This is a genomic window from Streptomyces sp. NPDC059499 (assembly GCF_042749285.1).
Classification (GTDB): Bacteria; Actinomycetota; Actinomycetes; order Streptomycetales; family Streptomycetaceae; genus Streptomyces.
Genome location: NZ_JBHYTT010000009.1, coordinates 100,034 through 124,070, shown reverse-complemented (window position 1 = coordinate 124,070; position 24,037 = coordinate 100,034). Strand labels below are relative to the sequence as shown.

The following is a 24,037-nucleotide window of genomic DNA, read 5'->3' as shown; positions in this document are numbered from 1 at the left end:
GTGGCGGCGTTCAGAAATATGGACACCGATCAGAATTGTGCACGCCTGAATCTGCTCAGGGAGCGCCCGTGACCTCAGCCCCCCTTGCCGCCCGACTCACCGATGTCGCCGGGCCGCTCTTCTTCCCCGTCACCGCCTACGGGCCGGACGGCACCGTGGACCTCGACGCCTTCCGTGCGCATGTGCGCGCCGGCATCGACGCCGGCGCCGCAGCGGTCTTCGCCTGCTGCGGCACCGGCGAGTTCCACGCGCTGACGCCGGAGGAGTTCCGGATCCTCGTGGCCGCGGCCGTCGAGGAGACCGCCGGACAGGTACCCGTCGTCGCGGGCGCCGGCTACGGCACGGCGCTCGCGATCCAGTACGCGAAACTCGCCGAGGACGCGGGAGCGGACGGGCTCCTCGCCATGCCCCCGTACCTCGTCGTCGCCGGACAGGAAGGCCTGCTCGGCCACTACACCGCGCTCGCCGCGGCCACCGGCCTGGAGACGATCGTCTACCAGCGCGACAACGCCGTCTTCACCCCGGAGACCGTCCTCGCCCTCGCGCGGACCCCCGGGATCATCGGCCTCAAGGACGGCTTGGGCGACCTCGACCTGATGCAGCGCATCGTCAGCGCCGTACGCACCGGCCTGCCCGGCCAGGACTTCCTGTACTTCAACGGCCTGCCCACCGCCGAGCTCACCGGGCTCGCCTACCGCGGCATCGGCGTCACCCTCTACTCCTCCGCGGTGTTCGCCTTCGCACCCGACATCGCCCTCGCCTTCTACCGGGCGATGGAGTCCGGCGACGACGACCTCGTGAACGCGCTGCTCGACCACTTCTACCGGCCGCTCGTCGAACTGCGCGCCAAGGGCCGCGGCTACGCGGTGTCGCTGGTGAAGGCGGGCGTCCGGCTCGAGGGCCTGGAGGTCGGCGAGGTGCGCACCCCGCTCACCGAACCGCCCGCCGAGCACGTCGAGGAACTGACCGTGATCATCGCGAACGGCCGGGCCCTGCTGGAGAAGCACGGGGCCGGGCAGGAGGAGCGCGGGTGAAGACCTCCGCCTTCCTCTACCCCTGGGACGTCGTCGGGGACCCGGACGCGGCCACGCGCGTCGCGGATCTGGGCGTCCAGCAGGTGACGCTCGCCTCCGCGTACCACTCGACCCGGGCCCTGACCCCGCGCCACCCGGACCGCCGGATCGTCACGGCCGAGCACGCCGCGGTCCTCTACCCGCCGGACCCGGCACGCTGGGCGGGACGCGGGCTGAGGCCGTACGGGCAGACCTGGGTGGCGGGCGAGGACCCGTACGCCGAGGCGGCCGAGGCCCTCACCGAAGCCGGTCTCCAGGTGCACTCCTGGGTCGTCCTCGCGCACAACTCCCGCCTGGGCGCCGAGCATCCGGACACCTCCGTGGTCAACGCCTACGGCGACCGCTACCCCTGGGCACCGTGCATCGCGCAGCCCGCCGTCCATGCCTACCTGGTGGACCTGGCGGCGGAGGCGGCCGTACGCCCCGGGGCGCACGGCACCGAGCTGGAGTCCTGCGGCTGGTACGGCTTCGCCCATCTGCACGCCCACGACAAGACCGCGGGTGTGGGCCTCGGGGACGCGGCTCAGTACCTGATGTCGCTCTGCTTCTGCGCCGCGTGCCGGGAAGGGTACGGCGGGCACGGGCTGGACGCCGACGAGCTGGGTGCGGCGGTACGCCGTGCCCTGGAGCCGGTCTGGGCCGGATCCGGCTCCGGGGAGTCCGGCTGGTCCGGTGTCGGGAAACTGCTGGGGGCCGGCCTCGCCGATGCCACCCTGCGGTGGCGCGGCCAGGTGGCCAGGACCCTCCAGGAGTCGGCCGTCGCCGCGGTGCGTCAGGCGGCGGAGGGCCGGGACTTCAAGGTCCTGCTGCACGCCGACCCCGCCCCGTACCGCACGGGCGCCAACGTCGGAGTCGACGCCGCCCACATCCTGTCCACCGCGGACGGAGTGGTGCTGCCCTGCACCGGCGGCGACGCGGCGCGCGAGGCGGTGCTCGGCCCGTTCGCCGGGCTGCCCGGAGTGCGGGCCGCGAACTTCGGTGTGGTCACCGGCATGGGCGGCAGCCCCGGAACGCTGGAGCGGGACGCGGCGCACGCGCTCTCGCTCGGCGCCACCGAACTGCGCCTGTACCACGCCGGACTGGCCTCCGGGCCGGACCTCGAGACCGTCGCCGACGCACTCTCACGCGTCGCTCGATGAAGGAAGCGGGCCGGTGGGGGCGCCCGTCAGCGGCCCCCACCGGCCCGTGCCCAGCCATGCCGCGGTGGCCAGTCCGGCCACCGCGGTCAGCGGCAGCAGCACGGTGACGTCCACCACCGCGACCAGCCCCGCCCCGAGCGCCAGGGCGACCGCGTTCGGCATCGTCATCAGTGAGTTGGCCGCCGCGGCCGTGCGGCCGAGCACCGCGTCCGGGGTCTCCCGCTGCACGGCCGTCGTCGCGGCGATCAGCACGCACGGCAGACCCAGACCGATGGCCGCGCTCGCGGCCAGGGCCACGGGCTCGCAGGGCAGTGCCCGCGCCCCGACGGCCACCGCGAACACAGCGGTCCCCGCCGCAGCGAAGACCCGCTCGGGCACGCGCCGGAGCAGTGGCCCGGCCAGCAGCCCGGCCGCCACCGAACCGGCCCCCTGGGCCGCGTACAGCACCCCCGCGTAGGCGGGGGACCGGCCGAGCACGTCGTCGACGACGGCGTACACCGCAGCGCCGTTGAGCCCGGCCAGGAGCATCGTCAGCGCCCCGGCGCACACCAGCGGCCGCAGCACCCGCGAGCCGCGCAGCAGCCGTACGCCCGCCGCCGTGCCACCCCGCCGTGACACCCGCCCCGCCCTGTCGGGCTCCCGCACCCGCAGCCGCGCGAACACCAGCGCGGCCAGGGCGAACGTCACCGCGTCCAGGAGTGCCACCGGCCCGCCGCCGTACCGCGCGAACAGCCCCGCGCCCGCCAGTGGCGCGAGCAGTTTCATGCCCTCGTTCGCCATGGTCCGCAGCCCGTTGAAGTCACCCAGCAGCCGCGCGTCGACCGTCCGGGCGACCAGTGCCGCCTCGGCCGCGTCCAGCAGGACGCCACTCACCCCGTAGACGAACAGAACGGCGAAGAGGACCCAGACCCGGCCGGCCGAATCGACCACGAGCAGCGAGGTCATCAGCCCCGCCATGGCCAGATTCACCCAGATCAACAGCTGTCTGCGGGGCAGCAGATCGGCGAGCGCGCCGAGGGCGGGGCCGGCGAGCACCGGGGCCCACATCGCGAACACGGTCAGGGCCGCCAGACTGTCCGAACCGGTGAGCGACTTGACCCAGATCCCGGCGGTGAGCCACATCGCGGACGTACCGAATCCGGAGACGAGCACCCCCGTCAGAACGAGCAGGGCCGTCCGATCGCATACCACTCTGCCCACGGCGCCGCCCGCCCTCGCACCACTGTGACCTGCGCACTCGCCTTCGAGCCACGCCAACGGGGCCATGGTGGCGGCTAAGGACGCCTCCGGACATCGGGCGGAAGCCTTAGAGACGCGTCGAAACATCTTCTGTCAGAAGCGTTGACGAAACATTCGCGACCGCTCTAACTTCATCGCGTCGTACTTCGTACGTCATATATGAGACGCGATACGCGAGATGCGAGAGCCCTTCACCCATGACCTTTGCGCCCACCCCGATCCCCTCCCGGACCCAGTACGTGCTGGAGGCGATCAAGCACGCCATCCTGACCGCGCAGCTGAGACCGGGGCAGGCGCTCGTCGAGACGGAGCTCGCCGCGCAGTTCGGGGTGTCGAAGACTCCTGTACGTGAGGCGCTGAAGACGCTCGCCGGTACGGGACTCGTCGTCATGAGCCAGTACAAGGGCGCCACCGTGCGACTCGTCGACGCGACCATGGCGCGGGAGGTGTACGACGTGCGCCTGCTCCTGGAGCCCGAGGCGCTGCGCCGCTCCATCACCCGCAAGGCCTCGCTCGACGCGGCGCAGGAAGCCCTGGAGCGCTCCGACTCGGCGGTCGACAAGGCCGACAGGTCGCTCGCGAACCGGGACTTCCACCGCGCCCTCTACCTGCCCTGCGGCAACCCGCTGCTCGCCCGGATGCTGGACGAGATCCGTGACCAGGCCGCCCTCGTGTCGACCGTGGCCTGGTCGGCCATCCCCTCGTGGGAGCGGGAGGCGGCCGAGCACCGGGAGATCCTGCGGCTCGCGCTCGCGGACGACGCGGCGGCGGCGGCCGGGGCTCTGCACGACCACATCGCGTCGTTCGTGCGCCGCGCCTTCCCCGACGACGAAGACGGGGGTGACGCGGCGTGAACAACCAGCTGGAGCTCAACCACCAGCACCTCGACGAAAGGCCAGTCCGCATGGACCTCACCCCGCTGAAGGCGGCCCTCGCAGACGTTGTGGCGATCCCGGTGACCCCGTTCGCCGAGGACGGGAGCATCGACACGACGGCGCACCGCGCCCTGCTGCGGCGGCTCCTCGACGGCGGCGTCCGCATCGTCACCCCGAACGGCAACACCGGGGAGTTCTACGCGCTGAACCCCGACGAGCGGCGCACCGTCACCGAGCTCACCATCGACGAGGCGGGCGGCCGTGCCACCGTCCTCGTGGGCGTCGGGCACGACGTACCGACCGCCGTGGCCGCCGCCGAGCACGCCAGGGAGGCCGGCGCCGAGATGGTGATGGTGCACCAGCCCGTGCACCCCTACATCTCGCAGGAAGGCTGGATCGACTACCACCGGGCCATCGCCCAGGCGGTTCCCGAGCTCGGTGTCGTCCCGTACATCCGCAACCCGCTCCTCGCCGGCGAGCGCCTCGCCGAACTCGCGGACACCTGCCCCAACGTCATCGGCGTGAAGTACGCCGTCCCGGACGCCGCCCGCTTCGGCGCCTTCGCCCGGGACGCCGGCCTGGAGCGCTTCGTCTGGGTCGCGGGACTCGCCGAGCTGTACGCACCCTCCTACTTCGCCACCGGCGCCACCGGATTCACCTCCGGCCTGGTCAATGTCGCCCCCGGTGTCTCACTGGCCATGCTGGGGGCGCTGCGCGCCGGCGACTACGCGGCGGCGATGAAGGTCTGGGAGCAGATCCGCCGCTTCGAGGACCTGCGTGCCGACCGGCAGTCCGCCAACAACGTGACCGTCGTCAAGGAGGCCCTGGCCGCACTCGGGCTCTGCCGCCGCGACGTCCGCGCACCGAGCAGGGTCCTGCCCGAGGCGCAGCGCGCCGAGGTCGCCGACCTGGTCGCAGGGTGGTCCATATGACGGGTACCGAAGGCGCGCGCATCACTCCCGAGGAGCTGCGCAGCCACCAGTGGTACGGAACGGACGGGCTCCGCTCGTTCAGCCACCGCGCCCGCACCCGCCAGCTCGGCTACCTCCCCGAGGAGCACCTGGGCAAGCCGGTCATCGCGATCCTCAACACCTGGTCCGACATCAACCCCTGTCACGTCCACCTGCGCGACCGCGCACAGGCGGTCAAGCGGGGCGTCTGGCAGGCGGGCGGCTTCCCGCTCGAATTCCCGGTCTCCACACTCTCGGAGACCTTCCAGAAGCCGACCCCGATGCTCTACCGCAACATGCTGGCCATGGAGACGGAGGAGCTGCTGCGCTCCTACCCCGTCGACGGCGCCGTGCTGCTGGGCGGCTGCGACAAGTCGACGCCCGCGCTCCTCATGGGTGCGGCCTCCGTCGACCTGCCGACCGTGTTCGTGCCTGCCGGGCCGATGCTGCCGGGCCACTGGCGCAACGAAGTGCTCGGCTCCGGTACGGACATGTGGAAGTACTGGGACGACAAGCGGGCCGGGCTCATCGGTGACTGCGAGATGGCCGAGCTGGAGAACGGGCTCGCGCGTTCGCCCGGCCACTGCATGACGATGGGCACCGCGTCGACCCTGACGGCCGCCGCCGAGGCGCTGGGCGTCACGGTGCCGGGCGCCTCGTCCATCCCGGCCGTCGACTCCGGTCACGACCGGATGGCGGCGCAGTCCGGGCTCCGGATCGTCGAACTGGTGTGGCAGCAGCTCACGTTGTCGAAGATCCTCACCGCCGACGCGTACGAGGACGCCGTAGCCACCGTTCTCGCGCTCGGCGGCTCCACCAACGCCGTCATCCACCTCACCGCGATGGCGGGGCGGTCCGGGGTGAAGCTCACCCTGGACGACTTCGACCGCATCGCCCGGACCGTCCCGGTCCTCGCCAACCTCCGCCCCGGCGGCAAGTACCTGATGGAGGACTTCCACTTCGCCGGCGGACTGCCGGGATTCCTGGCCCGGCTCACCGACGTACTGCATCTGGACCGTCCCACCGTCTCGCACACCACGCTGCGCGAACAGCTCGACGGGGCGCTGGTGCACAACGCCGACGTCATCCGTGAGCGGGACAACCCCCTGGCCGAGGAGGGCGGCGTGGCGGTGCTGCGCGGCAACCTCTGCCCCGACGGCGCGGTCATCAAGCACATCGCCGCCGAGCCCCACCTGCTGCGCCACACCGGCCCCGCGGTCGTCTTCGACGACTACAAGGAGATGCAGCGCACCATCAACGACCCGGCCCTGGCCCTCACCGCGGACCATGTCCTGGTGCTCCGCAATGCCGGGCCCAAGGGCGGCCCCGGCATGCCCGAGTACGGCATGCTGCCGATCCCGGACTACCTGCTGAAGCAGGGCGTACGGGACATGGTGCGGATCTCCGACGCCCGGATGAGCGGCACCAGTTACGGGGCGTGCGTGCTGCACATCGCGCCCGAGTCGTTCGTCGGCGGGCCGCTCGCCCTGGTGCGCACCGGTGACCTGATCACCCTGGACGTCGAGGCGCGCCGGCTCCATCTCGATGTTCCCGACGAGGAGCTGGAGCTGCGCAGGGCCCGGTGGACACCGCCGCCCGCCCGGTACGGCCGCGGCTACGGGGCGCTCTACCAGGAACAGATCACCCAGGCCGACACCGGATGCGACTTCGCGTTCCTGGCGAGGCAGGGAGAAGTGCCCGACCCGTACGCGGGCTGAAACCGGGCGAAGAGAATTCCGCGCACCGATCCGTTCGGTACACCGAACAGCATGCGGTAAGCGCTTGCACAGCACACGCACCACCGCACACGGCACACGCACCACCGCACGGCACATCCAGCACTTCCCAGAGATCGGAGACGTGTCATGGCCCAATCCGCAGCCGTGGCCACACCGCCGCCCAAGGCGTCCCGGCGCCGCTCGGCGACCCCCCGCCGCCTGCCGTATCTGCTGATAGCGCCCGCGGGCCTGCTGATGCTGGGCTTCATCGCCTATCCGGTGATCAGCGTCTTCTACTACAGCCTGCAGAACTACAACGTCACCAAGCCGTGGCGGAACGGCTTCGCCGGTTTCGACAACTTCACCCGCATCTTCACCGAGGACGAGCAGTTCTGGCCGACGCTCGGCTTCAGCGCCCAATGGGTCTTCACCCAGGTCACGCTGCAGCTCGCGCTCGGTCTCGCACTCGCCCTGATCGTCAACCAGAGCTTCATCGGCCGCGGCATCTCACGCGCCATGGTCTTCTCGCCCTGGGCCGTCTCCGGTGTGCTGACCAGCACCATCTGGATCCTGCTCTACAACTCCTCGACCGGCTTCAGCCGCTATCTCGCGGACGCCGGAATCGGTGAGTACGGCACCTCGGTGCTCTCCGACACCGGGACCGTCTTCTGGGCGGCGACCATCTCCGAACTCTGGCGCGGTGTCCCCTTCTTCGCCATCCTCATCCTCGCCGACCTGCAGTCCGTCTCGAAGGAGCTGTACGAGGCGGCATCGGTCGACGGCGCGGGCCGGCTTCGGCAGTTCTTCCACATCACCCTCCCGCACCTGCGGGACGCGATCATCCTCGCCACGCTGCTGCGCGGTGTCTGGGAGTTCAACAACGTCGACCTCCTCTACACCCTCACCGGCGGCGGACCGGCCGGAGAAACCACCACCCTGCCGCTCTATGTCGCCAATACCGGCATCGAGGGCCACGACTTCGGCTACGCCTCGGCACTCACCACCGTCGCCTTCGTGATCCTCCTCTTCTGCTCGATCGTCTATCTGCGCCTGAGCAAGTTCGGAGGCGACCACAAGTGACTGCCGCACTCGCAGAGAAGAACAGCGCCCCGGGACGGTCTGTGCGACACAGCGCCCCGCCGCCCTCCTCGACCCGCCGGCCCAAGCGCGAGCGTGCCTTCGACGACGTACCGCGCTGGCAGATCTACGTGCCGCTCGGCATCTACCTGCTCTTCACACTCATCCCCTTCTACTGGATGTTCCTGTTCGCCGTCCGGCCCGCGGGTTCCACCTCGCTGGTGCCCTGGCCGATGACGGGGGAGCACTTCTCCAAGGTCTGGAACGAGCGGAGCTTCGCGCTCTTCTTCCAGAACAGCATGATCGTCGGTGTCTGCACGCTGGTCGCCACGACCCTGGTCGCGCTGGCCGGCGGTTACGCCCTGGCCCGGTTCAACTTCAAGATCAAGAGCGCGTTCATGCTGGCGCTGCTCTGCTCGCAGTTCATCCCGGGCGCGCTGATGCTCGTACCGCTCTTCGAGATCTTCAAGAACCTCCAGATGATCAACTCCCTCGGGAGCGTCGTCATCGCGGAGACCGTCTTCCAGCTCCCCCTGTCGATCATCCTGATCAGCGGCTTCATCAAGAACGTGCCGGTCTCCCTGGAGGAGGCCGCCTGGGTGGACGGCTGCTCACGCTTCAGGGCCTTCTGCGCGGTCGTCCTGCCGCTGCTGCGCCCCGGACTGATCGCCGTCGGCTCCTTCGCCTTCGTCCACAGCTGGAACCACTTCCTGTTCGCCCTGATGTTCCTCAGCGAGCAGGACAAGCAGACGATCCCGGTCGGCCTGAACACCCTGATCGGCGCCGACAGCGTCGACCTGGGGGCGCTGGCCGCGGGCGGTGTCATCGCCGCCGTGCCCGTGGTGATCGTCTTCGCCTTCATCCAGAAGTGGCTGATCACCGGCTTCAGCGCCGGCGCAGTGAAGGGCTGACGGACATGACCCCACGCCCCCGCGCCGCGCGCCGCGCCGCCGCCGCGCTCGCCCTGCTCCTCGGCAGCCTGGCCCTCCAGCCGGGCGCCGAGGCCGCCACCCCGGCACCGGCGGCGCAGCCGCCCGCCGCGGACCGCGACCTCGGCCGGGAGGTCCTCGCCGCCGACGACGGCTGGGCCGCCGAAGGCACCGGGACCACCGGTGGCTCGGCCGCCGACGACGCCCATGTCCTCACCGTGCGCACCAGGGCCCAGCTCGTCGCCGCGCTCGACGGCGGCAGTTCCGTACCCAAGATCATCCGTGTCGCCGGGACCATCGACGCCAACACCGACGACCGGGGACGGCGGCTGGACTGCGACGACTACGCCACCGACGGCTACGCCCTCGACGCGTACCTCGCCGCCTACGACCCCCGTACCTGGGGCGGCGCCAAGCCCGCGGGACCCCAGGAGGACGCCCGCAAGGCGTCCGCCGCCCGCCAGGCCGAACGCGTCGAGCTGCTCGTCGGCTCCAACACCACGCTCGTCGGCGTGGGCCGCAGCGGCGTACTCAAGGGCGCGAGCCTCCAGGTCAAGGACGCCGACAACGTCATCGTCCGCAACCTCGAACTCCGCGACGCCTACGACTGCTTCCCGGCCTGGCAGCCCAACACCGGCGGACTCGGCGACTGGAAGACCGCGTACGACACCCTGTGGCTGCGCGGCGCCACCCACGTCTGGGTCGACCACGTCACCGCGAGCGACAAGGGCCACCCGGACGACCGCGAACCCACCCACTTCGGACGCAACTTCCTGCGCCACGACGGGCTGCTCGACATCACCAACGGCGCCGACCTGGTCACCGTCTCCTGGAGCCGGTTCGCCGACCACGACAAGGCGATCCTCATCGGCAACGGCGACGGCGTCACCACCGACCGCGGCAAGCTGCGCGTCACCCTGCACCACAACGAGTTCCACTCCGTCGTGCAGCGCGCACCGCGCGTGCGCTTCGGCCAGGTCCACCTCTACAACAACCGCTACGTCATCCCCGGGGAGGGCGACTACCGCTACTCCCTCGGCGTCTCGACCGAGTCCCGGATCGTCGCCGAGAACAACTCCTTCGAGAGCCCCGGCCACGTAGAGGTCGCCGACCTGCTGAAGAGCTGGAACGGCAGCGCCCTCACCCAGCGCGGCACCGTGTTCAACGGCTTCCCCGTCGACCTGGTCTCCATCTACAACGCCTACAACTCCGGCAGCGAGACCGACCTCGCCGCCGACACCGGCTGGACACCCACCCTGCACGGCCCGGTCGACAGCGCCGAACGCGCCGCCGCCGACGTCGCCCGCGGGGCCGGAGCGGGGAGGGCCGGATGACCACGACACCGCTGCCCGTCGTCCTGGCAGGCGCCCGCGGCCACGGCCGCTGGCACCTCGCCAACATCCGCCGCCTCCAGCACCAGGGCCTCGTCAGGCTGGCCGGTATCTGCGAACTGAACCCGCTGACCGACGGCGAACTCGACGCGTTCGCCGATGAGATGCCCGAGCAGTCCGCCGACTTCGGGGCGCTCCTGGACTCCACCGGGGCCGTTGCCGCCATCATCTGCACCCCCATCCCGACCCACACCGCGCTCGCCCTGACGGCGGCGGCCCGCGGCGTCCATCTCCTCCTGGAGAAGCCGCCCGCCGCGACCTGGGCCGACTACGCCCGCATGGCCGACGGCGTGCGGGAAGCCGGCATCGCCTGCCAGGTCGGCTTCCAGTCCTTCGGCTCGCACGCCGTGCCCGCCATCAAGGACCTCGTACGTTCCGGAGCCATCGGGAACGTACGCGGCATCGGCGCCGCCGGCGCCTGGGTCCGCGACGACGCCTACTTCCGGCGGGCGCCCTGGGCGGGCCGCCGCACCCTGGGGGGCACGGACGTGGTCGACGGGGTGCTGACCAACCCCTTGGCACACGCCCTCGCCACGGCTCTCGAACTCGCGGACCGGGGCACCGCCGAGGACGTGGCGTCCATCGAGACCGAGCTGTTCCGGGCCCACGACATCGAGGCGGACGACACCAGCAGCGTCCGCGTCACCACCACGGACGGGCTGCCGGTCACCGCCGCGGTCACCCTCTGCGCCGAACAGGCCGGGGAGCCCTATGTGATCGTCCACGGAGACCGGGGGCGCGTCACCTTCTGGTACAAGCAGGACCGGGTCCTCGTCCAGCGCGCGGGACACGGTCCCGAGGAAGCCGTGCACGGGCGGACCGACCTCCTGGAGAACCTCGTCGACCACCTGGTGCGGGGCACCGAGCTGCTCGTACCGCCCCACCGCACCGGCGCGTTCATGCGGGTCGTCGAGGCCGTGCGCACCGCCCCAGAACCCACCGCGCTGCCCGCCGACGCCTGGGTCACCCGGCCCGCCGAGACCGGTGACGGGGTGCGGCGCATCGTGCGCGGCATCGACGCCATGGTCGCCGCGGGGGCCGACACCCTCACCCTCTTCTCCGAACTAGGCGCCCCCTGGGCGCAACCCAGCGAGGTGAGCACACCGTGACCACCGCACTCCTCAGCTGCGCCGGACGTCCCGTAGGCCGCTACAGCTACCGGCCCGGGACGGACAGCCGCCCCTACCTCCACCCCGTCACCACCCTGGCGGGCACCCCCGTCACCGAGGAACGCCCCGCCGACCACATCCACCACCTGGGTGCCTCCGTCGCCGTCCCCGACGTGGCCGGGCACAACTTCTGGGGCGGGCGCACCTTCGTCCGCGACCAGGGCCCCACCGAGCTCGACAACCACGGGGTCCAGCGCCACCTCGGCTGGAAGCTCCGCGACCCGGACGGCTTCGTGGAGGAGCTCAGCTGGGAGGCCGACGGCACCGAGCTGCTGCGCGAGCACCGCACCGTCGCGGTCAGCGAACTCACCGACACCGCCTGGGCGCTGGACTTCTCCTTCTCGCTGACCAACCGCGGCAGCACGGACCTCTCCATCGGCAGCCCCGCCACCAACGGCCGGCCCGGTGCCGGTTACGGCGGCTTCTTCTGGCGCGCGCCCAAGGAACCCACCCCGCCCGGCGTGTTCAGCGGCACCCTCGACGGCGAGGAGGCGGTGCACGGAAGGGCCGCCGACTGGCTGGCCCTGACCGGCGACGGCTGGACCCTCGTCTTCGCCGGGGCGACCGACGAGACCCGGCGCGACCCGTGGTTCGTGCGGACCACCGAGTACCCGGGCGTCGGATCCTCCCTCGCCGCGGACCGGCGGCTCCCCGTCGCGGCCGGTGCCACCGTCGTACGCAGGGTGGTCACCGTCGTCGCCGACGGCACGCTCGACCGCGAGACCGCCGCCGGCTACGTCCGCAAGGTGGCGACCGCATGAGCAGACCCTGGACCGCGGACCTCGGCAACGGCACGTACCGCAACCCCGTCCTGAACTCCGACTGGTCCGACCCGGACGTCGTGCGGGTCGGCGAGGACTACTACCTCACCGCGTCCAGCTTCGGCCGGGTCCCCGGACTGCCCCTGCTGCACTCGCGCGACCTCGTCAACTGGTCACTCCTCGGCCATGCGCTCGAACGCCTCGAACCGGCAGCCGACTTCGCGGTGCCCCGCCACGACTGCGGGGTGTGGGCCCCGTCGCTGCGGCACCACGCCGGGCGCTTCTGGATCTTCTGGGGCGACCCCGACCACGGGATCCAGCAGATCAACGCCGAGGACATCCGCGGCCCGTGGAGCGCCCCGCACCTCGTGAAGGCAGGGAAAGGGCTGATCGACGCCTGCCCCCTGTGGGACGAGGAGACCGGCGAGGCCTATCTCGTGCACGCCTGGGCCAAGTCCCGCTCGGGTATCAAGAACCGGCTCACCGGTCACCGGATGAGCCCCGACGGACGCGAGCTGCTCGACGAGGGCAAGACCCTCGTCGACGCCGACACGATCCCCGGCTGGTTCACCCTGGAAGGGCCCAAGCTCCACCGCCACGACGGGTACTTCTGGATCTTCGCCCCGGCCGGCGGGGTGGAGACCGGCTGGCAGGGTGCCTTCCGGTCGCGGGACTTCTTCGGCCCGTACGAGGAGAAGGTCGTCCTGGCCCAGGGCGGGACCGACGTCAACGGGCCGCACCAGGGCGCCTGGGTGCAGACCGCGGAGGGCGGTCCCTCCTCCCACTGGTTCCTCCACTTCCAGTCCCGCGGGGCCTACGGGCGGGTGGTCCACCTCCAGCCCATGAGCTGGCCCGCCGACGGCGACGGCTGGCCCGTCATCGGCCACGGGGGAGAACCCGTCGCCGTCCACACCAAGCCCGAGGCGCCCGAACAGCCCGTCGAGGCACCGGCCTCCAGCGACGACTTCCCCGGCGGGCGGTACGGCAGGCAGTGGCAGTGGACGGCGACCCCCCGGCCCGGCTGGACCGTCGAACACGCCGGGGACGGGCTGCGGCTCAGCTGCGTACGGACCGCGTACGCGCACGATCTGCGGGCCCTGTCCAACGTCCTGGTCCAACGCCTTCCGGCCGAGGAGTTCAGCGTCGAGGTCGACCTCGCGCTGCACAGCCGGGAGCCCGGTGCCAACGCCGGACTCGCGGTGCTGGGCGACGCCTTCAGTTGGATCGGGCTGGAGGCCGGGGAGGACGGGACGGCCCGGCTCGTCCACCGCTACGCCGAGGCCGTCGCCGAACACGAACGGGACGCCGAACACCCCCGCGCGGCGCCCGAGGGGCGGGTCCGGATCCGCATCGAGGTCACCACGGGGGCCCGCTGCCGCTTCTTCGCCGACACCGGCGACGGATCGCGGCCCTCGGGCCAGGTCTTCGCCGCCGCACCCTGGCGCTGGGTGGGCGCCCTGCTCGGCCTCTTCGCCACCGCACCGGCCGGGACCGGCCCCGCCGGGACGGCTGCCTTCACCGCTTTCCGTACCAGCGGCTGACCGCACACACCACAGACCACCCCCACGCCAGCCCCCCACTGACGTACCGCACAGCACCTGCGACACCAGCGATTTCACCGACAGCACCGAGAGAGAAGAGCCGACGATGACCATCTCTAAGACGCAGCGGGGGCGCGCCATGGCCGCGATGTCCCTCACGGCGGCACTCGCCCTGACGGCCACCGCGTGCGGTGACGACGGCAGCGGCACCGGCAACGAGGGCAGCGGCAAGGGCGAGATCACCTTCTGGGACAACAACGGCGGTCCGCGCACCGCCATCTGGACCGAGATCATCAAGGACTTCGAGAAGAAGTACCCCGACATCAAGGTCAAGTACGTCCCGATCCCGATCGCCGACGTCCAGTCCAAGTACGACACCGCGATCGCGGGCGGCGGCCTGCCCGACGTCGGCGGCGTCGGAACCGCGTACCTCGCCAACATCGTGTCGCAGGAAGCCCTTGTGCCGGTCACCGACCGGATCAAGGAGTCGTCGCTGAACGGCAAGCTGGTCCAGAGCATGGTCGACAGCGTCAAGGACGCGGGCGGCCGGGGCGACGACCTGTACAGCGTGCCGACCTCCGCGAACAACGGTGCGCTCTGGTACCGCACCGACCTGTTCGAGGCGGCGAACCTCGAGGCGCCCACCACCTGGGACAACTTCTACACGGCGGCCGACAAGCTCACCGACGCGAAGAACAACAAGTTCGGCTACACCATCCGCGGCGGCGCCGGCTCCATCGCGCAGGCCCTGGACGCGTCCTACGGGCAGTCCGGCATCACGGAGTTCTGGGCCGGCGACAAGACGACGCTCAACGACCCCAAGAACGTCGCCGCGCTGGAGAAGTACGCCGCCCTCTTCAAGAAGACGACGCCCGCGGCCGACGTCAACAACGACTTCACCAAGATGGTCGCCCAGTGGGACACCGGCACCATCGGCATGCTGAGCCACAACCTGGGTTCCTACCAGGACCACCTGAAGGCACTGGGGGCCGAGAAGTTCGCCGGCATCCCGGCACCGATCGGCGCGGGCGGCACCCGGGTCCAGGTCTCCAACCCGGTCGACGGGCTCGGCCTGTTCCGGGCGAGCGAGAACAAGACGGCGGCCTGGAAGTTCATCGAGTTCGCCGCCTCGCACGAGTCGAACAGCAAGTGGAACGAGGCCGCGGGAGCCATCCCGGCCAACACCGAGGCCGCCAAGGACCCCTGGATCTCCAAGACCGAGCCGACGGCGCTCGCCGCGAAGGCGCTCACCGACGGCTCCACCAAGATCGTGCAGCTGCCGTACTACCTGCCCGACTGGAACAACATCAGCAAGGCGGACAACGAGCCGGAGTTCCAGAAGCTGCTGCTCGGCAAGGTCACGGCCAAGCAGTTCCTGGACAAGATGGCCGAAGAGCTGAACACCGCCCAGAAGGAGTGGAAGGACCTGGGCCACTGATCCGTCCGTCTCGCCACGGCCGGTACCCGATGACCGGGACCCGGCGGCGGTTCGGGTCGCGCCCCGCCGCCGGTCCCTCTCCCCTTGTACGCCAGGCCTTGTACGTCAGGTACGTCGAGCACGTCCGGTACGTCGTACGAGCCGGTCGTACGAGAGAGGCAGTCCCGCTGTGTCACTCACCCGAAGGCAGACGGCAGCCGCGCTCCTCGCGCTGCCGCTCGCACTCACCGCCACCCCCGCACTCGCTCACGGCGGGGGCCGGCCACGGTCCCGGACCCTCCACATCGCGGGCGACTCCACGGCCGCCCAGAAGTACGCCGACGCCGCGCCCGAGACCGGGTGGGGCATGGCACTCCCCTTCTTCCTCGGCCGTGGGCTCACCGTCGCCAACCACGCGATGAACGGACGGAGTTCCAAGAGCTTCATCGACGAGGGCCGCCTCACCGCGCTCCTCGAAGGTGTCCGCCCCGGCGACCTCGTCCTCATCCAGTTCGGGCACAACGACGAGAAGACGGAGGACCCGGCCCGCGGCACCGACCCGTACACCACGTACCAGGAGTACCTGCGCCAGTACGTGAAGGGCGCGCGGGCCCGCCGGGCGGAGCCCGTGCTGCTGACCCCGGTGGAGCGACGCCGTTTCGCCGCCGACGGCACCGCACGGCCCACCCACGGCGAGTACCCCGCCGCCATGCGTGCCCTGGCGGCCGAGGAGCGCGTGCCGCTGCTCGACCTCCAGGCGTTCTCCCTCGCCCGCTGGCAGGAGCTCGGCCCGGACGGGACCGAGGACCTCTTCAACTGGCTGGAGCCGGGGGAGTCCCCGAACTACCCGGACGGCAAGCAGGACAACACCCACTTCCGGCCTGCGGGCGCGATCGACGTGGCCCGGGCGACCGCCCGTGCCCTCGGCGCGGAACGCGTGCTCGCCGCACGGGACCTGCGCCGTCTCGACGGCCCGGTCCCCGCCGAGTGGATCACCTGGCCGCAGGCCTGAACCGCTTCACCACCTTCTTCTTCCTCCCGTACGACAGTTAAGGATTCGCCATGCCCGCACGCATGTCCCATGCCCGTGCCACCGCCGTGGTGCTGGGCTGCGCCTCGCTGGCCCTCGCCGTGAGCGTCCCCGCCCAGGCGGCCTCGCACCACCACGGCAAGGGCAAGGGGATCGAGCGCGCCGTACTTCCCGCAGGCGACGGCTGGGCCGCGGCCGACGGCTCGACCACCGGCGGTTCGCAGGCCACCCCCGACCACGTCTACACCGTCACGAACCGCGCCGAGCTCATCGCGGCCTTCGCGGACGCGGGCGACGCCCCCAAGATCATCAGAATCGCCGGCACCGTCCACGGCAACTCCGATGTCAACGGCACCCCGATCGGCTGCGAGGACTACGAGCAGGACGGCTACACCCTGGAGAAGTACCTCGCGGCCTACGACCCCGCGGTCTGGGGCACGGCCGACGTTCCGGCGGGTCCGCTGGAGGACGCCCGTGTGGCCTCCGCGAAGCTGCAGGCGGCCGCGGTCAACGTGAACGTCCCCTCCAACACCACCCTCGTCGGCGTCGGCGACGACGCGACGATCATCGGCGCCAGCCTGCAGGTGAAGGGCGTCTCCAACGTCATCATCCGCAACATCGCCTTCGAGGACACCTACGACTGCTTCCCCCAGTGGGACCCCACCGACGGGGACAAGGGCGCCTGGAACTCCGAGTACGACAACCTCGTCGTCTACGGCTCCACCCACGTCTGGGTCGACCACAACACCTTCAGCGACGGAGACCGGCCCGACGCCGACCAGCCCCTCTACTTCGGCCAGGTGTTCCAGCAGCACGACGGGCTCTTCGACATCGTCCGCGGCGCCGACCTCGTCACCGTGTCGTGGAACGTCCTCAAGGACCACGACAAGACCATGCTCATCGGCAACAGCGACGGCGCCGGGGCGAGCGACCGCGGCAAGCTCCGCGTCACGCTGCACCACAACCTCTTCAAGGACGTGAAGGAGCGCGCGCCCCGCGTCCGCTTCGGCCAGGTCGACTCGTACAACAACCACTTCGTCGCCACCACGGGCAGCGCCTACGGCTACTCGTACGGCATCGGAGCCGAATCCAAGCTCGTCGCCGAGCACAACGCGTTCAGCCTCGGCAGCGGCTTCGACAAGGCCACCATCCTCAAGAAGTGGTCCGAGTCCTCGCTCACCGCGGACGACAACTACGTCAACGGGCGCAGGACCGACCTGATCGCCGTGCACAACGCGGGCGTGCCCGCCGAGCAGCTCACCGTGGGCGCCGGCTGGACGCCCGAGCTGCGCACGAAGGTCGACCACCCGCTCGTCGTCCCCGTGCTCGTCGCACTCAAGGCCGGAGCGGGCAGGGTCTCGGGCCGCTGACGACGCACAACCGAACCGGCCGGAGCGGCACCGCACTCTCCCCACCACCCCGGGGAGAGCCGCTCCGGCCACTCACTTTTCCCGCCTCGCACGTCAGGAGTACCGCCATGACCAGCAGACGCAGCGCGCTGTCACTGCTCGCCGGCGCGGGCGCCGCCCTCGCCGTCGGCGCACCCACCGCGCACGCCCGGCCCGCGCAGGTCCGCCCGTTCGGCCGCTACGGCTCACCCGCCCGCCGCCTGGACTCCCGCACCCTCTACGTCGACCCGCAGGGCCGGGGCGACCACACCGACGTCCGGTCCGCCGTGGCCGCGGCCACCGGTACGGGGTACACCCTGGTGCTCGCCCCCGGCGTCCACCGCGGAACGGTCACCGTCCCGGCGGACCGGGCCGGCCTCACCGTCGTCGGGGCGAGCGGCGACCCGCGTGACACCGTCATCGTCCACAACAACGCGGCCGGCACCCCCAAGCCCGACGGCTCGGGCACCTACGGCACCAGCGGGTCGGCCACCGTCACGGTCCAGGCCGCCGACTTCACCGCCCGCGACCTGACCTTCGCCAACGACTGGCTGCGCTCGGACAATCCCGGGTTCACGGGCACCCAGGCCGTCGCCATCAAGGTCCAGGGCGACCGCTCGGCCTTCTACGGCTGCCGCTTCCTCGGCCACCAGGACACCCTGTACGCCGACTCGCTGTCCCTGACCGCGTTCGCCCGCCAGTACTACCGCGACTGCTACGTGGAGGGTGACGTCGACTTCGTGTTCGGCCGCGCCACCGCCGTGTACGACCGCTGCCACTTCCGCACCCTGACCCGTACCGACCTCGCGTCCGCCCCGTACGGCTTCGTCTTCGCGCCCAGCACCGCCGGTGCGAATCCGCGCGGCTACCTGGTCCTGCGCTCCCGGGTCACCAGCACCGCCCCCGACGGGTACTACAAACTGGCCCGCCCCTGGGTGCCCTCGTCCGATCCGACCGCACGGCCGATGCTGACCGTCCGCGACACCCACCTCGGCGCGGGCATCGACGCCGTCGCGCCGTACGCCACCATGTCCGCCGGCTTCCCCTGGCAGGACCAGCGCTTCGCCGAATACCGCAACACCGGCCCCGGTGCCCGCGTCACCGTCCCCGAGAACCGCCCCCGGCTCTCAGCGTCCGAGGCCCGTTCGCACACCCCCGCCGACTACCTCGGCGACTGGCGGCCCCACGTGTGACCGCAGGGCCGGGCATGGCTCGGCGCCCCCGCCGGGCCGGGTTCGGGGCCCGGCCCGGCGGAGGCACCTCGACTGCCGTTCCTCTCCTAGTCGTAACTGATGTCCGACGAGGAGTAGCGGCAGTACGTGCCGTCGGGGCCGCTGCCGGTCTCCTTCGGCTCGGCACCCGTGTTGTTGCCCGTGTAGCGGACGCAGGGCTTGATCTTCTTGCTGCTGTCGCCGTGGATCCGCACCGAGCGCAGGGTGGCGGTGTCGCCGTAGTTGGTGTTGATGCCGACCAGGGACTTGCCCGGCACGGTCACGTCCACGTCGTTGACGGTGATGCTGCGCTTGTACTGCTTGGAGCAGTTGCCGCAGGACCGGACCAGCTTGCCGAAGTCGGAGACCTGGAACTTCGTGATGGTCAGACTGCCCGCGCCGTTGAACTGGAAGACCTTGTCCGAGGCCTTCCTGGCACCGCCGCCGGTCACCGTGTACACGGCGCCCGACGACGTGCCCTTGAAGGACGCGGCGTCCTCGCCGACGTCCTCCCACCAGACGTTCTGGAGCGTGCAACTGCCGGAGCAGTGGATGCCGTCGGCGGCGGGTGAGCCCAGGATGACGTTCTTGAGCGTCGCCCCGTCCTTCAGCTTGAAGATCGGGTCCTGGCCCTCGTCCTGGCCCCCGTCGCCGAGGTCGCCGCTCCCGTAGAAGCGCTTCAGGCCGCCGTCGTACGTGCCCGAGACCTCGATGGTCGACGAGACCGCCTGGCTGCCCTTGGCCGTGGGCCAGGCGGGCACCGCGGCGGCGGCCGCGCGGGCCGGCTGGAGCATCACGTTGGTGGCCAGGGCGGCGCCGGTGAGGCCCAGCGCCGCGGTGAGCGCGGCTGCCATGCGGCGGCGGCCGGGACGGCGCCGGTGGGTGTGCCGGAGTGCGGCTCGTTCCCTCATGTTCGGTGTTCCGTTCCTCGGTGGTGGGGGAGTGTTGCGCTCCTTGGTCGCCACCGCCGTACGGAAGGGTTGCCGTGAACGGATCATTTTCCCGGCGCTCGTTCTCCGCACCACCGGACCCGTCGGGCCGGGGCGCCTCAGCGGCCGACGGTGAAGCCGCCGCCCACCGAGGCCTGTCCGCCGGCCGCACGGGCCCGCGCCGTGTAGTCGTCCCGTCCCGCGCTCCGGACGCCCTCCGCGTGGTTGTACTGCCCCGCGAAGGTGTACGTGCCCGCCCGCACGTTCCGCCCCGGCTTCAGCGTCCACCGGTAGACGAGGAAACCGTCCTCCTCCTGCGCGGAGGCCACGAAGTCCTCCTCGGGCAGGGACCGCCAGGATCCGGTGGTGTTCACCCCGCCGTTCAGCGCGACCCGGAGCTCGACGGCGAGCGCGGTCAGCGGCTGCGTGGTCCTGAGCGTCACATTGCTCTGCGCCCAGTACCTGTTGCTGTGGGCGTCGACCGAACCGTCCGACCACAGCGGCCCGTTCTCGGCGGGCAGCGCACCGCCGCGCGCGGTGGGCCGCGAATCCGGCGTGGGTGACACGGGCTCACCGGCCACCTGCTGCCCCGGCCGTCCCGTGCCCTGCTCACCCTGCCCGGCCGAGGTCACGGCGATCGCGCCGACCGCCAGGACCCCGCACACCGCCGCCGTCGCGCCGACGACCCGGAGCCACGGTTTCGGGGCGCGCAGGGGGAGGCGGACCGGCGGCTCCTCGGCCATGCCACGCTCGATCCGGGCCAGCATCCGCTCCCGGTCGGGGCGGTGCGAGGCGGCGGCGTGGTGCAGCCGCTCACGCAGGTCGTCGTCCATCAGTGCCTTCCTCCGGTGCGCTGCCCAGCGACGGCCACCTGCTTCTGCGCGGCCGGAGCCTCGGGGCCCAGCAGCCTCTGCAGCTCCGCCACACCGCGCGAGGTCTGGCTCTTCACCGTACCGACCGATATCCCCAGCACCAGCGAGGTGTCCCGCTCGGACAGATCGAAGGCGTGCCGCAGCACCACGCACGCCCGCTTACGGAACGGCAGCCTCCGTAGAGCCCCCTGCACGTCCACGACCGCCGACACGTCGGGGCCGTCCACGGCGTACCCGTCCCCGGTCCCGCGCGGCGGCCAGAACAGCGCGATCCTGCGGCGCTCACGCACGGCGCTGCGGATGCGCGTACGGGCCAGGTTGGCGACGACCCCGCGCGCGTACGCGACGGGGTGGTCGGCGCCCCTGACCCGGTCCCACCGGTGCCAGAGCGCCATCAGCGCATCGGCCGCCAGATCGTCCGCCGCGTCGGCCTCACCGGTCAGCAGGTGTGCGAGCCGGGCGAGTTCGGCATAGTGCGCCTCGAAGAACGCATGGAACTCGGCGGCAGCAGCATCGTCGACGACTGTGCCCACGGGTACGTTCTCCCTGCATCCGATTCCGTGCGCTCAGGCATGCGGCTGCGTACATTCCCGGTCCGGCCCTCAGGGCGCGGCGCGTGAGCGTACCAGCGCACCGCGGAAGCGCTTCGACACGGTGCACAACCAAGTAAGACGTACCACAGCGAAAACGTGAACCCTGTGGACCAAGGTCAACTACCCGCACCCGAGGGCGGGAGTTTCGACCAGAAGTGGTCCAGGATCTCCTCCAGGTAGCGCTGACCCGCCTCGCCCGAGGCGGACGAACCGCCGGCCCTGCTCAGGGTCGCGGTCATCAGCGCCTGGTACTCCTGGTGCATCTCGCGCAACGGGCCCGACAGCTCGCGGCGGTCCACGGACAACAGGCGGGCGATCGGGCGGGTGTGGGCCTGCCAGCGAGTGCCGACCGCGTCGTGCAGCAGCTGCGTCAGCTCCCCGTCCAGTCCGGTCACGGTGATGAAGTCCCGGGGGTTGAGCGCGAGTACCGCCGCGAGTGCCGCGGACTGGCGGGCGGTTCCGGTCCACTCCCCGGTCGACTCCATGAGCTGGTAGGCGTGGACATCCAGTCCGGTGGCGCGGGCTATGTCGTCGACGGCGAGCCCGCGTGCGAGTCGGTGCTCCCGCAAGTTGCGTGGTGCCCCGATGAGTTGACTCGGCGAACACCACAACGCCCCGGCGAGTGCCGCGAGTTCGGATGCCGATGGTAAGGAGATGCCGCGCTCCCAGGCGGTGATGTGATCCGCGGTGACGTGGGTCATCCCGTATGAGGCGCGCATGCCGTAGGCCACATGCCCGGGAGCCATGCCCAAACTTTCACGCATGGCCCGGGAGGCACGCGCGTTGAAGGGGGGCGCCGGGTCGGCTGAGGAGAGATGCTGCACGGGCACAGGGTAGGGGGCGATCGTCATGCTGCCCATGGGCCTGTATCGCCAGTTGTCGGACTTGGTGGAAACCTGCTGGCTCGATTCTGTGGAAAACGACAAGAAGCAGTGCCGGAATGGCGCGTCCCGCGCACCAAAAAATCTTGAACTCCCTGTTTCCGTAAGGGAATCAGGCAGTCTTCCGGCGCGCGTATGATCCGCACACACGTCCCGTCGTCGCGCATGCGTTCGTCCGCTGTGCGGCTATCGGCGTATCCCCCCAGGGCGTTGACCCCTCCGTGCCGTGCCGTGCGCTCGGGGGTGTGCACTCCTCGCGCCCACCCGTAGACAACAGGAGAAACCATGCAGACCAGCGCGACCGGCAAGGCGGATTCCGCCAGAACGCCTGCCGCAGGACCAGGATCAGGATCCGGATCGGCGGTGGACCGCTTCTTCCGCATCACGGAGCGCGGTTCGACGTACGGAAGGGAGATACGAGGCGGGTTCGCCACGTTCTTCACGATGGCGTACATTCTCGTGCTCAATCCGATCATCCTGGGCAGCGCCAAGGACAAGTTCGGCGACCAGCTCGATCCGGTCCAACTCGTCACGGCCACGGCTCTGGTGGCCGCCGTGATGACAGTGATCATGGGTGTGGGCGGCAATCTGCCGTTGGCCCTGGCTGCCGGGCTCGGCCTCAACGCCGTCGTCGCCTTCCAGATCGCGCCCCTCATGAGCTGGGACGACGCGATGGGCCTCATCGTGCTCGAGGGCCTGCTGATCTGCGTTCTCGTCCTGACGGGTCTGCGAGAAGCGGTGATGCACGCCATTCCGCAGCCGCTCAAGCAAGCCATCAGCGTCGGTATCGGCCTGTTCATCGCCTTCATCGGCTTCGTCGACGCCGGATTCGTCACCCGCATCCCGGATGTCGCCGGAACCACCGTGCCGGTCCAGCTCGGCACCGGCACGCTGAGCGGCTGGCCCATGCTGGTCTTCTGCGCCGGTCTGCTTCTGACGATCGTGCTGCTCGCGCGCAAGGTCAAGGGCGCGATCCTCATCAGCATCGTCCTGATGACCGTGGTCGCCGTGGCGGTCAACGAGTTCGCCGACATCAAGTCCTGGGGTCTGACCGTGCCCCAGGTGCCCGACGAGATCGTCGCCTCGCCGGACTTCGGGCTCCTCGGCAACTTCGACCTGTTCGGCTCGTTCGGGCAGGTGAGCGTCCTGACCGTGGTGCTCCTGGTCTTCACCCTGATCCTGTCGGACTTCTTCGACACCATGGGCACCGTCGTCGGCGTCACGGCCGAGGCCGGACTGCTCGACGAGCGTGGCCAGGTCCCGGGCCTCGGCCGGGTCCTGCTCATCGACGGCGCGGCTGCCGTCGCGGGTGGCGCGGCGTCCGCCTCCTCCGCCACGACCTACATCGAGTCGGCCGCGGGCGTCGGAGAGGGCGCACGCACCGGGTTCGCCAACATGGTCACCGGCGGCCTGTTCGCGCTCGCCCTGTTCCTCACCCCGGTCCTGACCATCGTGCCGATGCAGGCCGCGGCGCCTGCGCTGATCGCGGTCGGCTTCCTGATGATGACCCAGGTCAAGCACATCGACTGGGACCGCTTCGAGCTGGCCATCCCGGCCTTCCTGACCATCGCCGTGATGCCGTTCACGTACTCCATCACCAACGGCATCGGCGCCGGCTTCGTCGCGTACGTCGTCATCAAGGCGTTCCTCGGCAAGGCGCGCGAGGTGCACTGGCTGCTGTGGGGAACCTCGGCGCTGTTCGCGGTGTACTTCGCCATCGACCCGATCGAGCAGCTGCTCGGAGTGAAGTAACCGTCCGGGGGTGGGGGCCGCCCCCCCCCCGGGCCCCCCCCCCCCCCAGCCGCCCACCCCCCCCACAACGTAAAAGATGGGGAGGGGGCCCCCCCCCCCCGG

At 70.9% G+C, this 24,037-nt stretch carries 21 protein-coding genes; 16 read left to right on the top strand and 5 right to left on the bottom strand.

Annotated features, from left to right (window positions below):
- Positions 1 to 68: 68 nt before the first annotated feature.
- Both ACFW9O_RS21755 and ACFW9O_RS21750 read left to right on the top strand, forming a co-directional pair.
- Positions 69 to 1,034 carry a 5-dehydro-4-deoxyglucarate dehydratase gene (locus ACFW9O_RS21755; RefSeq protein WP_351174205.1) on the top strand — a complete coding sequence of 322 codons (966 nt, stop codon included), beginning with the start codon at positions 69 to 71 and terminating at the stop codon, positions 1,032 to 1,034.
- A complete protein-coding gene (locus tag ACFW9O_RS21750) occupies positions 1,031 to 2,212 on the top strand; it encodes a hypothetical protein (RefSeq protein WP_384611452.1) in 1,182 nt (393 codons plus the stop codon). The genes ACFW9O_RS21755 and ACFW9O_RS21750 overlap by 4 nt, the downstream gene beginning before the upstream one ends.
- On the opposite strand, the gene ACFW9O_RS21745 is transcribed toward ACFW9O_RS21750, so the two are convergent.
- Complete coding sequence (locus tag ACFW9O_RS21745; RefSeq protein WP_384611451.1) at positions 2,195 to 3,478, bottom strand: MFS transporter; 1,284 nt, start codon at positions 3,476 to 3,478, stop codon at positions 2,195 to 2,197. The two genes, ACFW9O_RS21750 and ACFW9O_RS21745, sit on opposite strands and share 18 nt — an antisense overlap.
- Positions 3,479 to 3,648: 170 nt before the next feature.
- Here ACFW9O_RS21745 and ACFW9O_RS21740 point away from each other — a divergent pair, with 170 nt between their 5' ends.
- The 13 genes from ACFW9O_RS21740 (at position 3,649) to ACFW9O_RS21680 (ending at position 18,890) form a co-directional block, all read left to right on the top strand.
- On the top strand, positions 3,649 to 4,305 hold the full coding sequence (locus ACFW9O_RS21740) for a GntR family transcriptional regulator (protein ID WP_351174196.1): 657 nt from the start codon (positions 3,649 to 3,651) through the stop codon (positions 4,303 to 4,305).
- 50 nt (positions 4,306 to 4,355) lie between these two features.
- Positions 4,356 to 5,258 (top strand): dihydrodipicolinate synthase family protein, encoded by a 903-nt coding sequence (locus tag ACFW9O_RS21735; RefSeq protein ID WP_384611649.1) that lies wholly within the window; start codon positions 4,356 to 4,358, stop codon positions 5,256 to 5,258.
- Entirely contained in the window at positions 5,255 to 6,994 is a 1,740-nt protein-coding gene (araD, locus tag ACFW9O_RS21730; protein ID WP_351174193.1) for an L-arabinonate dehydratase, read from the top strand. Before ACFW9O_RS21735 ends, araD begins: the two co-directional genes overlap by 4 nt.
- A gap of 147 nt (positions 6,995 to 7,141) precedes the next feature.
- Positions 7,142 to 8,074: a sugar ABC transporter permease gene (locus tag ACFW9O_RS21725; RefSeq protein WP_351174190.1), complete on the top strand. Its 933-nt coding sequence runs from the start codon at positions 7,142 to 7,144 to the stop codon at positions 8,072 to 8,074.
- Positions 8,071 to 8,982 (top strand): carbohydrate ABC transporter permease, encoded by a 912-nt coding sequence (locus ACFW9O_RS21720; protein ID WP_384611448.1) that lies wholly within the window; start codon positions 8,071 to 8,073, stop codon positions 8,980 to 8,982. Before ACFW9O_RS21725 ends, ACFW9O_RS21720 begins: the two co-directional genes overlap by 4 nt.
- 5 nt (positions 8,983 to 8,987) lie before the next feature.
- Positions 8,988 to 10,334, top strand: coding sequence for a polysaccharide lyase family 1 protein (locus ACFW9O_RS21715; RefSeq protein WP_384611447.1), 1,347 nt, complete (start codon positions 8,988 to 8,990; stop codon positions 10,332 to 10,334).
- Positions 10,331 to 11,500 carry a Gfo/Idh/MocA family protein gene (locus ACFW9O_RS21710; RefSeq protein ID WP_384611445.1) on the top strand — a complete coding sequence of 390 codons (1,170 nt, stop codon included), beginning with the start codon at positions 10,331 to 10,333 and terminating at the stop codon, positions 11,498 to 11,500. The genes ACFW9O_RS21715 and ACFW9O_RS21710 overlap by 4 nt, the downstream gene beginning before the upstream one ends.
- Positions 11,497 to 12,321, top strand: coding sequence for a PmoA family protein (locus ACFW9O_RS21705; RefSeq protein ID WP_384611443.1), 825 nt, complete (start codon positions 11,497 to 11,499; stop codon positions 12,319 to 12,321). Before ACFW9O_RS21710 ends, ACFW9O_RS21705 begins: the two co-directional genes overlap by 4 nt.
- On the top strand, positions 12,318 to 13,862 hold the full coding sequence (locus tag ACFW9O_RS21700; RefSeq protein ID WP_384611441.1) for a family 43 glycosylhydrolase: 1,545 nt from the start codon (positions 12,318 to 12,320) through the stop codon (positions 13,860 to 13,862). Before ACFW9O_RS21705 ends, ACFW9O_RS21700 begins: the two co-directional genes overlap by 4 nt.
- Positions 13,863 to 13,968: 106 nt before the next feature.
- Positions 13,969 to 15,300, top strand: coding sequence for a sugar ABC transporter substrate-binding protein (locus ACFW9O_RS21695; protein ID WP_351174172.1), 1,332 nt, complete (start codon positions 13,969 to 13,971; stop codon positions 15,298 to 15,300).
- Between the two features lie 169 nt (positions 15,301 to 15,469).
- Positions 15,470 to 16,291 carry a rhamnogalacturonan acetylesterase gene (locus ACFW9O_RS21690; RefSeq protein ID WP_384611439.1) on the top strand — a complete coding sequence of 274 codons (822 nt, stop codon included), beginning with the start codon at positions 15,470 to 15,472 and terminating at the stop codon, positions 16,289 to 16,291.
- 50 nt (positions 16,292 to 16,341) lie between these two features.
- On the top strand, positions 16,342 to 17,679 hold the full coding sequence (locus ACFW9O_RS21685) for a polysaccharide lyase family 1 protein (RefSeq protein ID WP_384611437.1): 1,338 nt from the start codon (positions 16,342 to 16,344) through the stop codon (positions 17,677 to 17,679).
- 107 nt (positions 17,680 to 17,786) lie between these two features.
- On the top strand, positions 17,787 to 18,890 hold the full coding sequence (locus ACFW9O_RS21680; protein WP_384611435.1) for a pectinesterase family protein: 1,104 nt from the start codon (positions 17,787 to 17,789) through the stop codon (positions 18,888 to 18,890).
- 86 nt (positions 18,891 to 18,976) lie between these two features.
- Here ACFW9O_RS21680 and ACFW9O_RS21675 read toward each other — a convergent pair whose 3' ends face one another.
- The 4 genes from ACFW9O_RS21675 to ACFW9O_RS21660 form a co-directional block, all read right to left on the bottom strand.
- Positions 18,977 to 19,819: a pectate lyase gene (locus ACFW9O_RS21675; protein WP_384611434.1), complete on the bottom strand. Its 843-nt coding sequence runs from the start codon at positions 19,817 to 19,819 to the stop codon at positions 18,977 to 18,979.
- 137 nt (positions 19,820 to 19,956) lie between these two features.
- The gene (locus ACFW9O_RS21670) at positions 19,957 to 20,670 is read right to left on the bottom strand and encodes a hypothetical protein (RefSeq protein WP_384611432.1); all 714 of its coding nucleotides are present in this window, start codon (positions 20,668 to 20,670) and stop codon (positions 19,957 to 19,959) included.
- The gene (locus tag ACFW9O_RS21665) at positions 20,670 to 21,242 is read right to left on the bottom strand and encodes a SigE family RNA polymerase sigma factor (RefSeq protein ID WP_351181943.1); all 573 of its coding nucleotides are present in this window, start codon (positions 21,240 to 21,242) and stop codon (positions 20,670 to 20,672) included. Before ACFW9O_RS21665 ends, ACFW9O_RS21670 begins: the two co-directional genes overlap by 1 nt.
- Before the next feature lie 176 nt (positions 21,243 to 21,418).
- Positions 21,419 to 22,048, bottom strand: coding sequence for an XRE family transcriptional regulator (locus ACFW9O_RS21660; RefSeq protein WP_384611431.1), 630 nt, complete (start codon positions 22,046 to 22,048; stop codon positions 21,419 to 21,421).
- A 420-nt stretch (positions 22,049 to 22,468) separates the two neighbouring features.
- On the opposite strand from ACFW9O_RS21660, the gene ACFW9O_RS21655 reads away from it, so the two are divergent.
- Complete coding sequence (locus ACFW9O_RS21655; RefSeq protein WP_384611430.1) at positions 22,469 to 23,935, top strand: NCS2 family permease; 1,467 nt, start codon at positions 22,469 to 22,471, stop codon at positions 23,933 to 23,935.
- Positions 23,936 to 24,037: the final 102 nt, after the last annotated feature.

Excerpts from the sequence above, each read along its gene's own strand:
- ACFW9O_RS21695 (WP_351174172.1), top strand. The coding sequence starts at position 13,969 with ATGACCATCTCTAAGACGCAGCGGGGGCGCGCCATGGCCGCGATGTCC.
- ACFW9O_RS21675 (WP_384611434.1), bottom strand. The coding sequence starts at position 19,819 with ATGAGGGAACGAGCCGCACTCCGGCACACCCACCGGCGCCGTCCCGGC.
- ACFW9O_RS21685 (WP_384611437.1), top strand. The coding sequence starts at position 16,342 with ATGCCCGCACGCATGTCCCATGCCCGTGCCACCGCCGTGGTGCTGGGC.
- ACFW9O_RS21725 (WP_351174190.1), top strand. The coding sequence starts at position 7,142 with ATGGCCCAATCCGCAGCCGTGGCCACACCGCCGCCCAAGGCGTCCCGG.
- ACFW9O_RS21655 (WP_384611430.1), top strand. The coding sequence starts at position 22,469 with ATGCAGACCAGCGCGACCGGCAAGGCGGATTCCGCCAGAACGCCTGCC.
- ACFW9O_RS21740 (WP_351174196.1), top strand. The coding sequence starts at position 3,649 with ATGACCTTTGCGCCCACCCCGATCCCCTCCCGGACCCAGTACGTGCTG.
- ACFW9O_RS21670 (WP_384611432.1), bottom strand. The coding sequence starts at position 20,670 with ATGGACGACGACCTGCGTGAGCGGCTGCACCACGCCGCCGCCTCGCAC.
- ACFW9O_RS21735 (WP_384611649.1), top strand. The coding sequence starts at position 4,356 with ATGGACCTCACCCCGCTGAAGGCGGCCCTCGCAGACGTTGTGGCGATC.
- ACFW9O_RS21680 (WP_384611435.1), top strand. The coding sequence starts at position 17,787 with ATGACCAGCAGACGCAGCGCGCTGTCACTGCTCGCCGGCGCGGGCGCC.
- ACFW9O_RS21745 (WP_384611451.1), bottom strand. The coding sequence starts at position 3,478 with ATGGCCCCGTTGGCGTGGCTCGAAGGCGAGTGCGCAGGTCACAGTGGT.
- ACFW9O_RS21700 (WP_384611441.1), top strand. The coding sequence starts at position 12,318 with ATGAGCAGACCCTGGACCGCGGACCTCGGCAACGGCACGTACCGCAAC.
- ACFW9O_RS21715 (WP_384611447.1), top strand. The coding sequence starts at position 8,988 with ATGACCCCACGCCCCCGCGCCGCGCGCCGCGCCGCCGCCGCGCTCGCC.
- ACFW9O_RS21710 (WP_384611445.1), top strand. The coding sequence starts at position 10,331 with ATGACCACGACACCGCTGCCCGTCGTCCTGGCAGGCGCCCGCGGCCAC.
- ACFW9O_RS21660 (WP_384611431.1), bottom strand. The coding sequence starts at position 22,048 with ATGGCTCCCGGGCATGTGGCCTACGGCATGCGCGCCTCATACGGGATG.
- araD (WP_351174193.1), top strand. The coding sequence starts at position 5,255 with ATGACGGGTACCGAAGGCGCGCGCATCACTCCCGAGGAGCTGCGCAGC.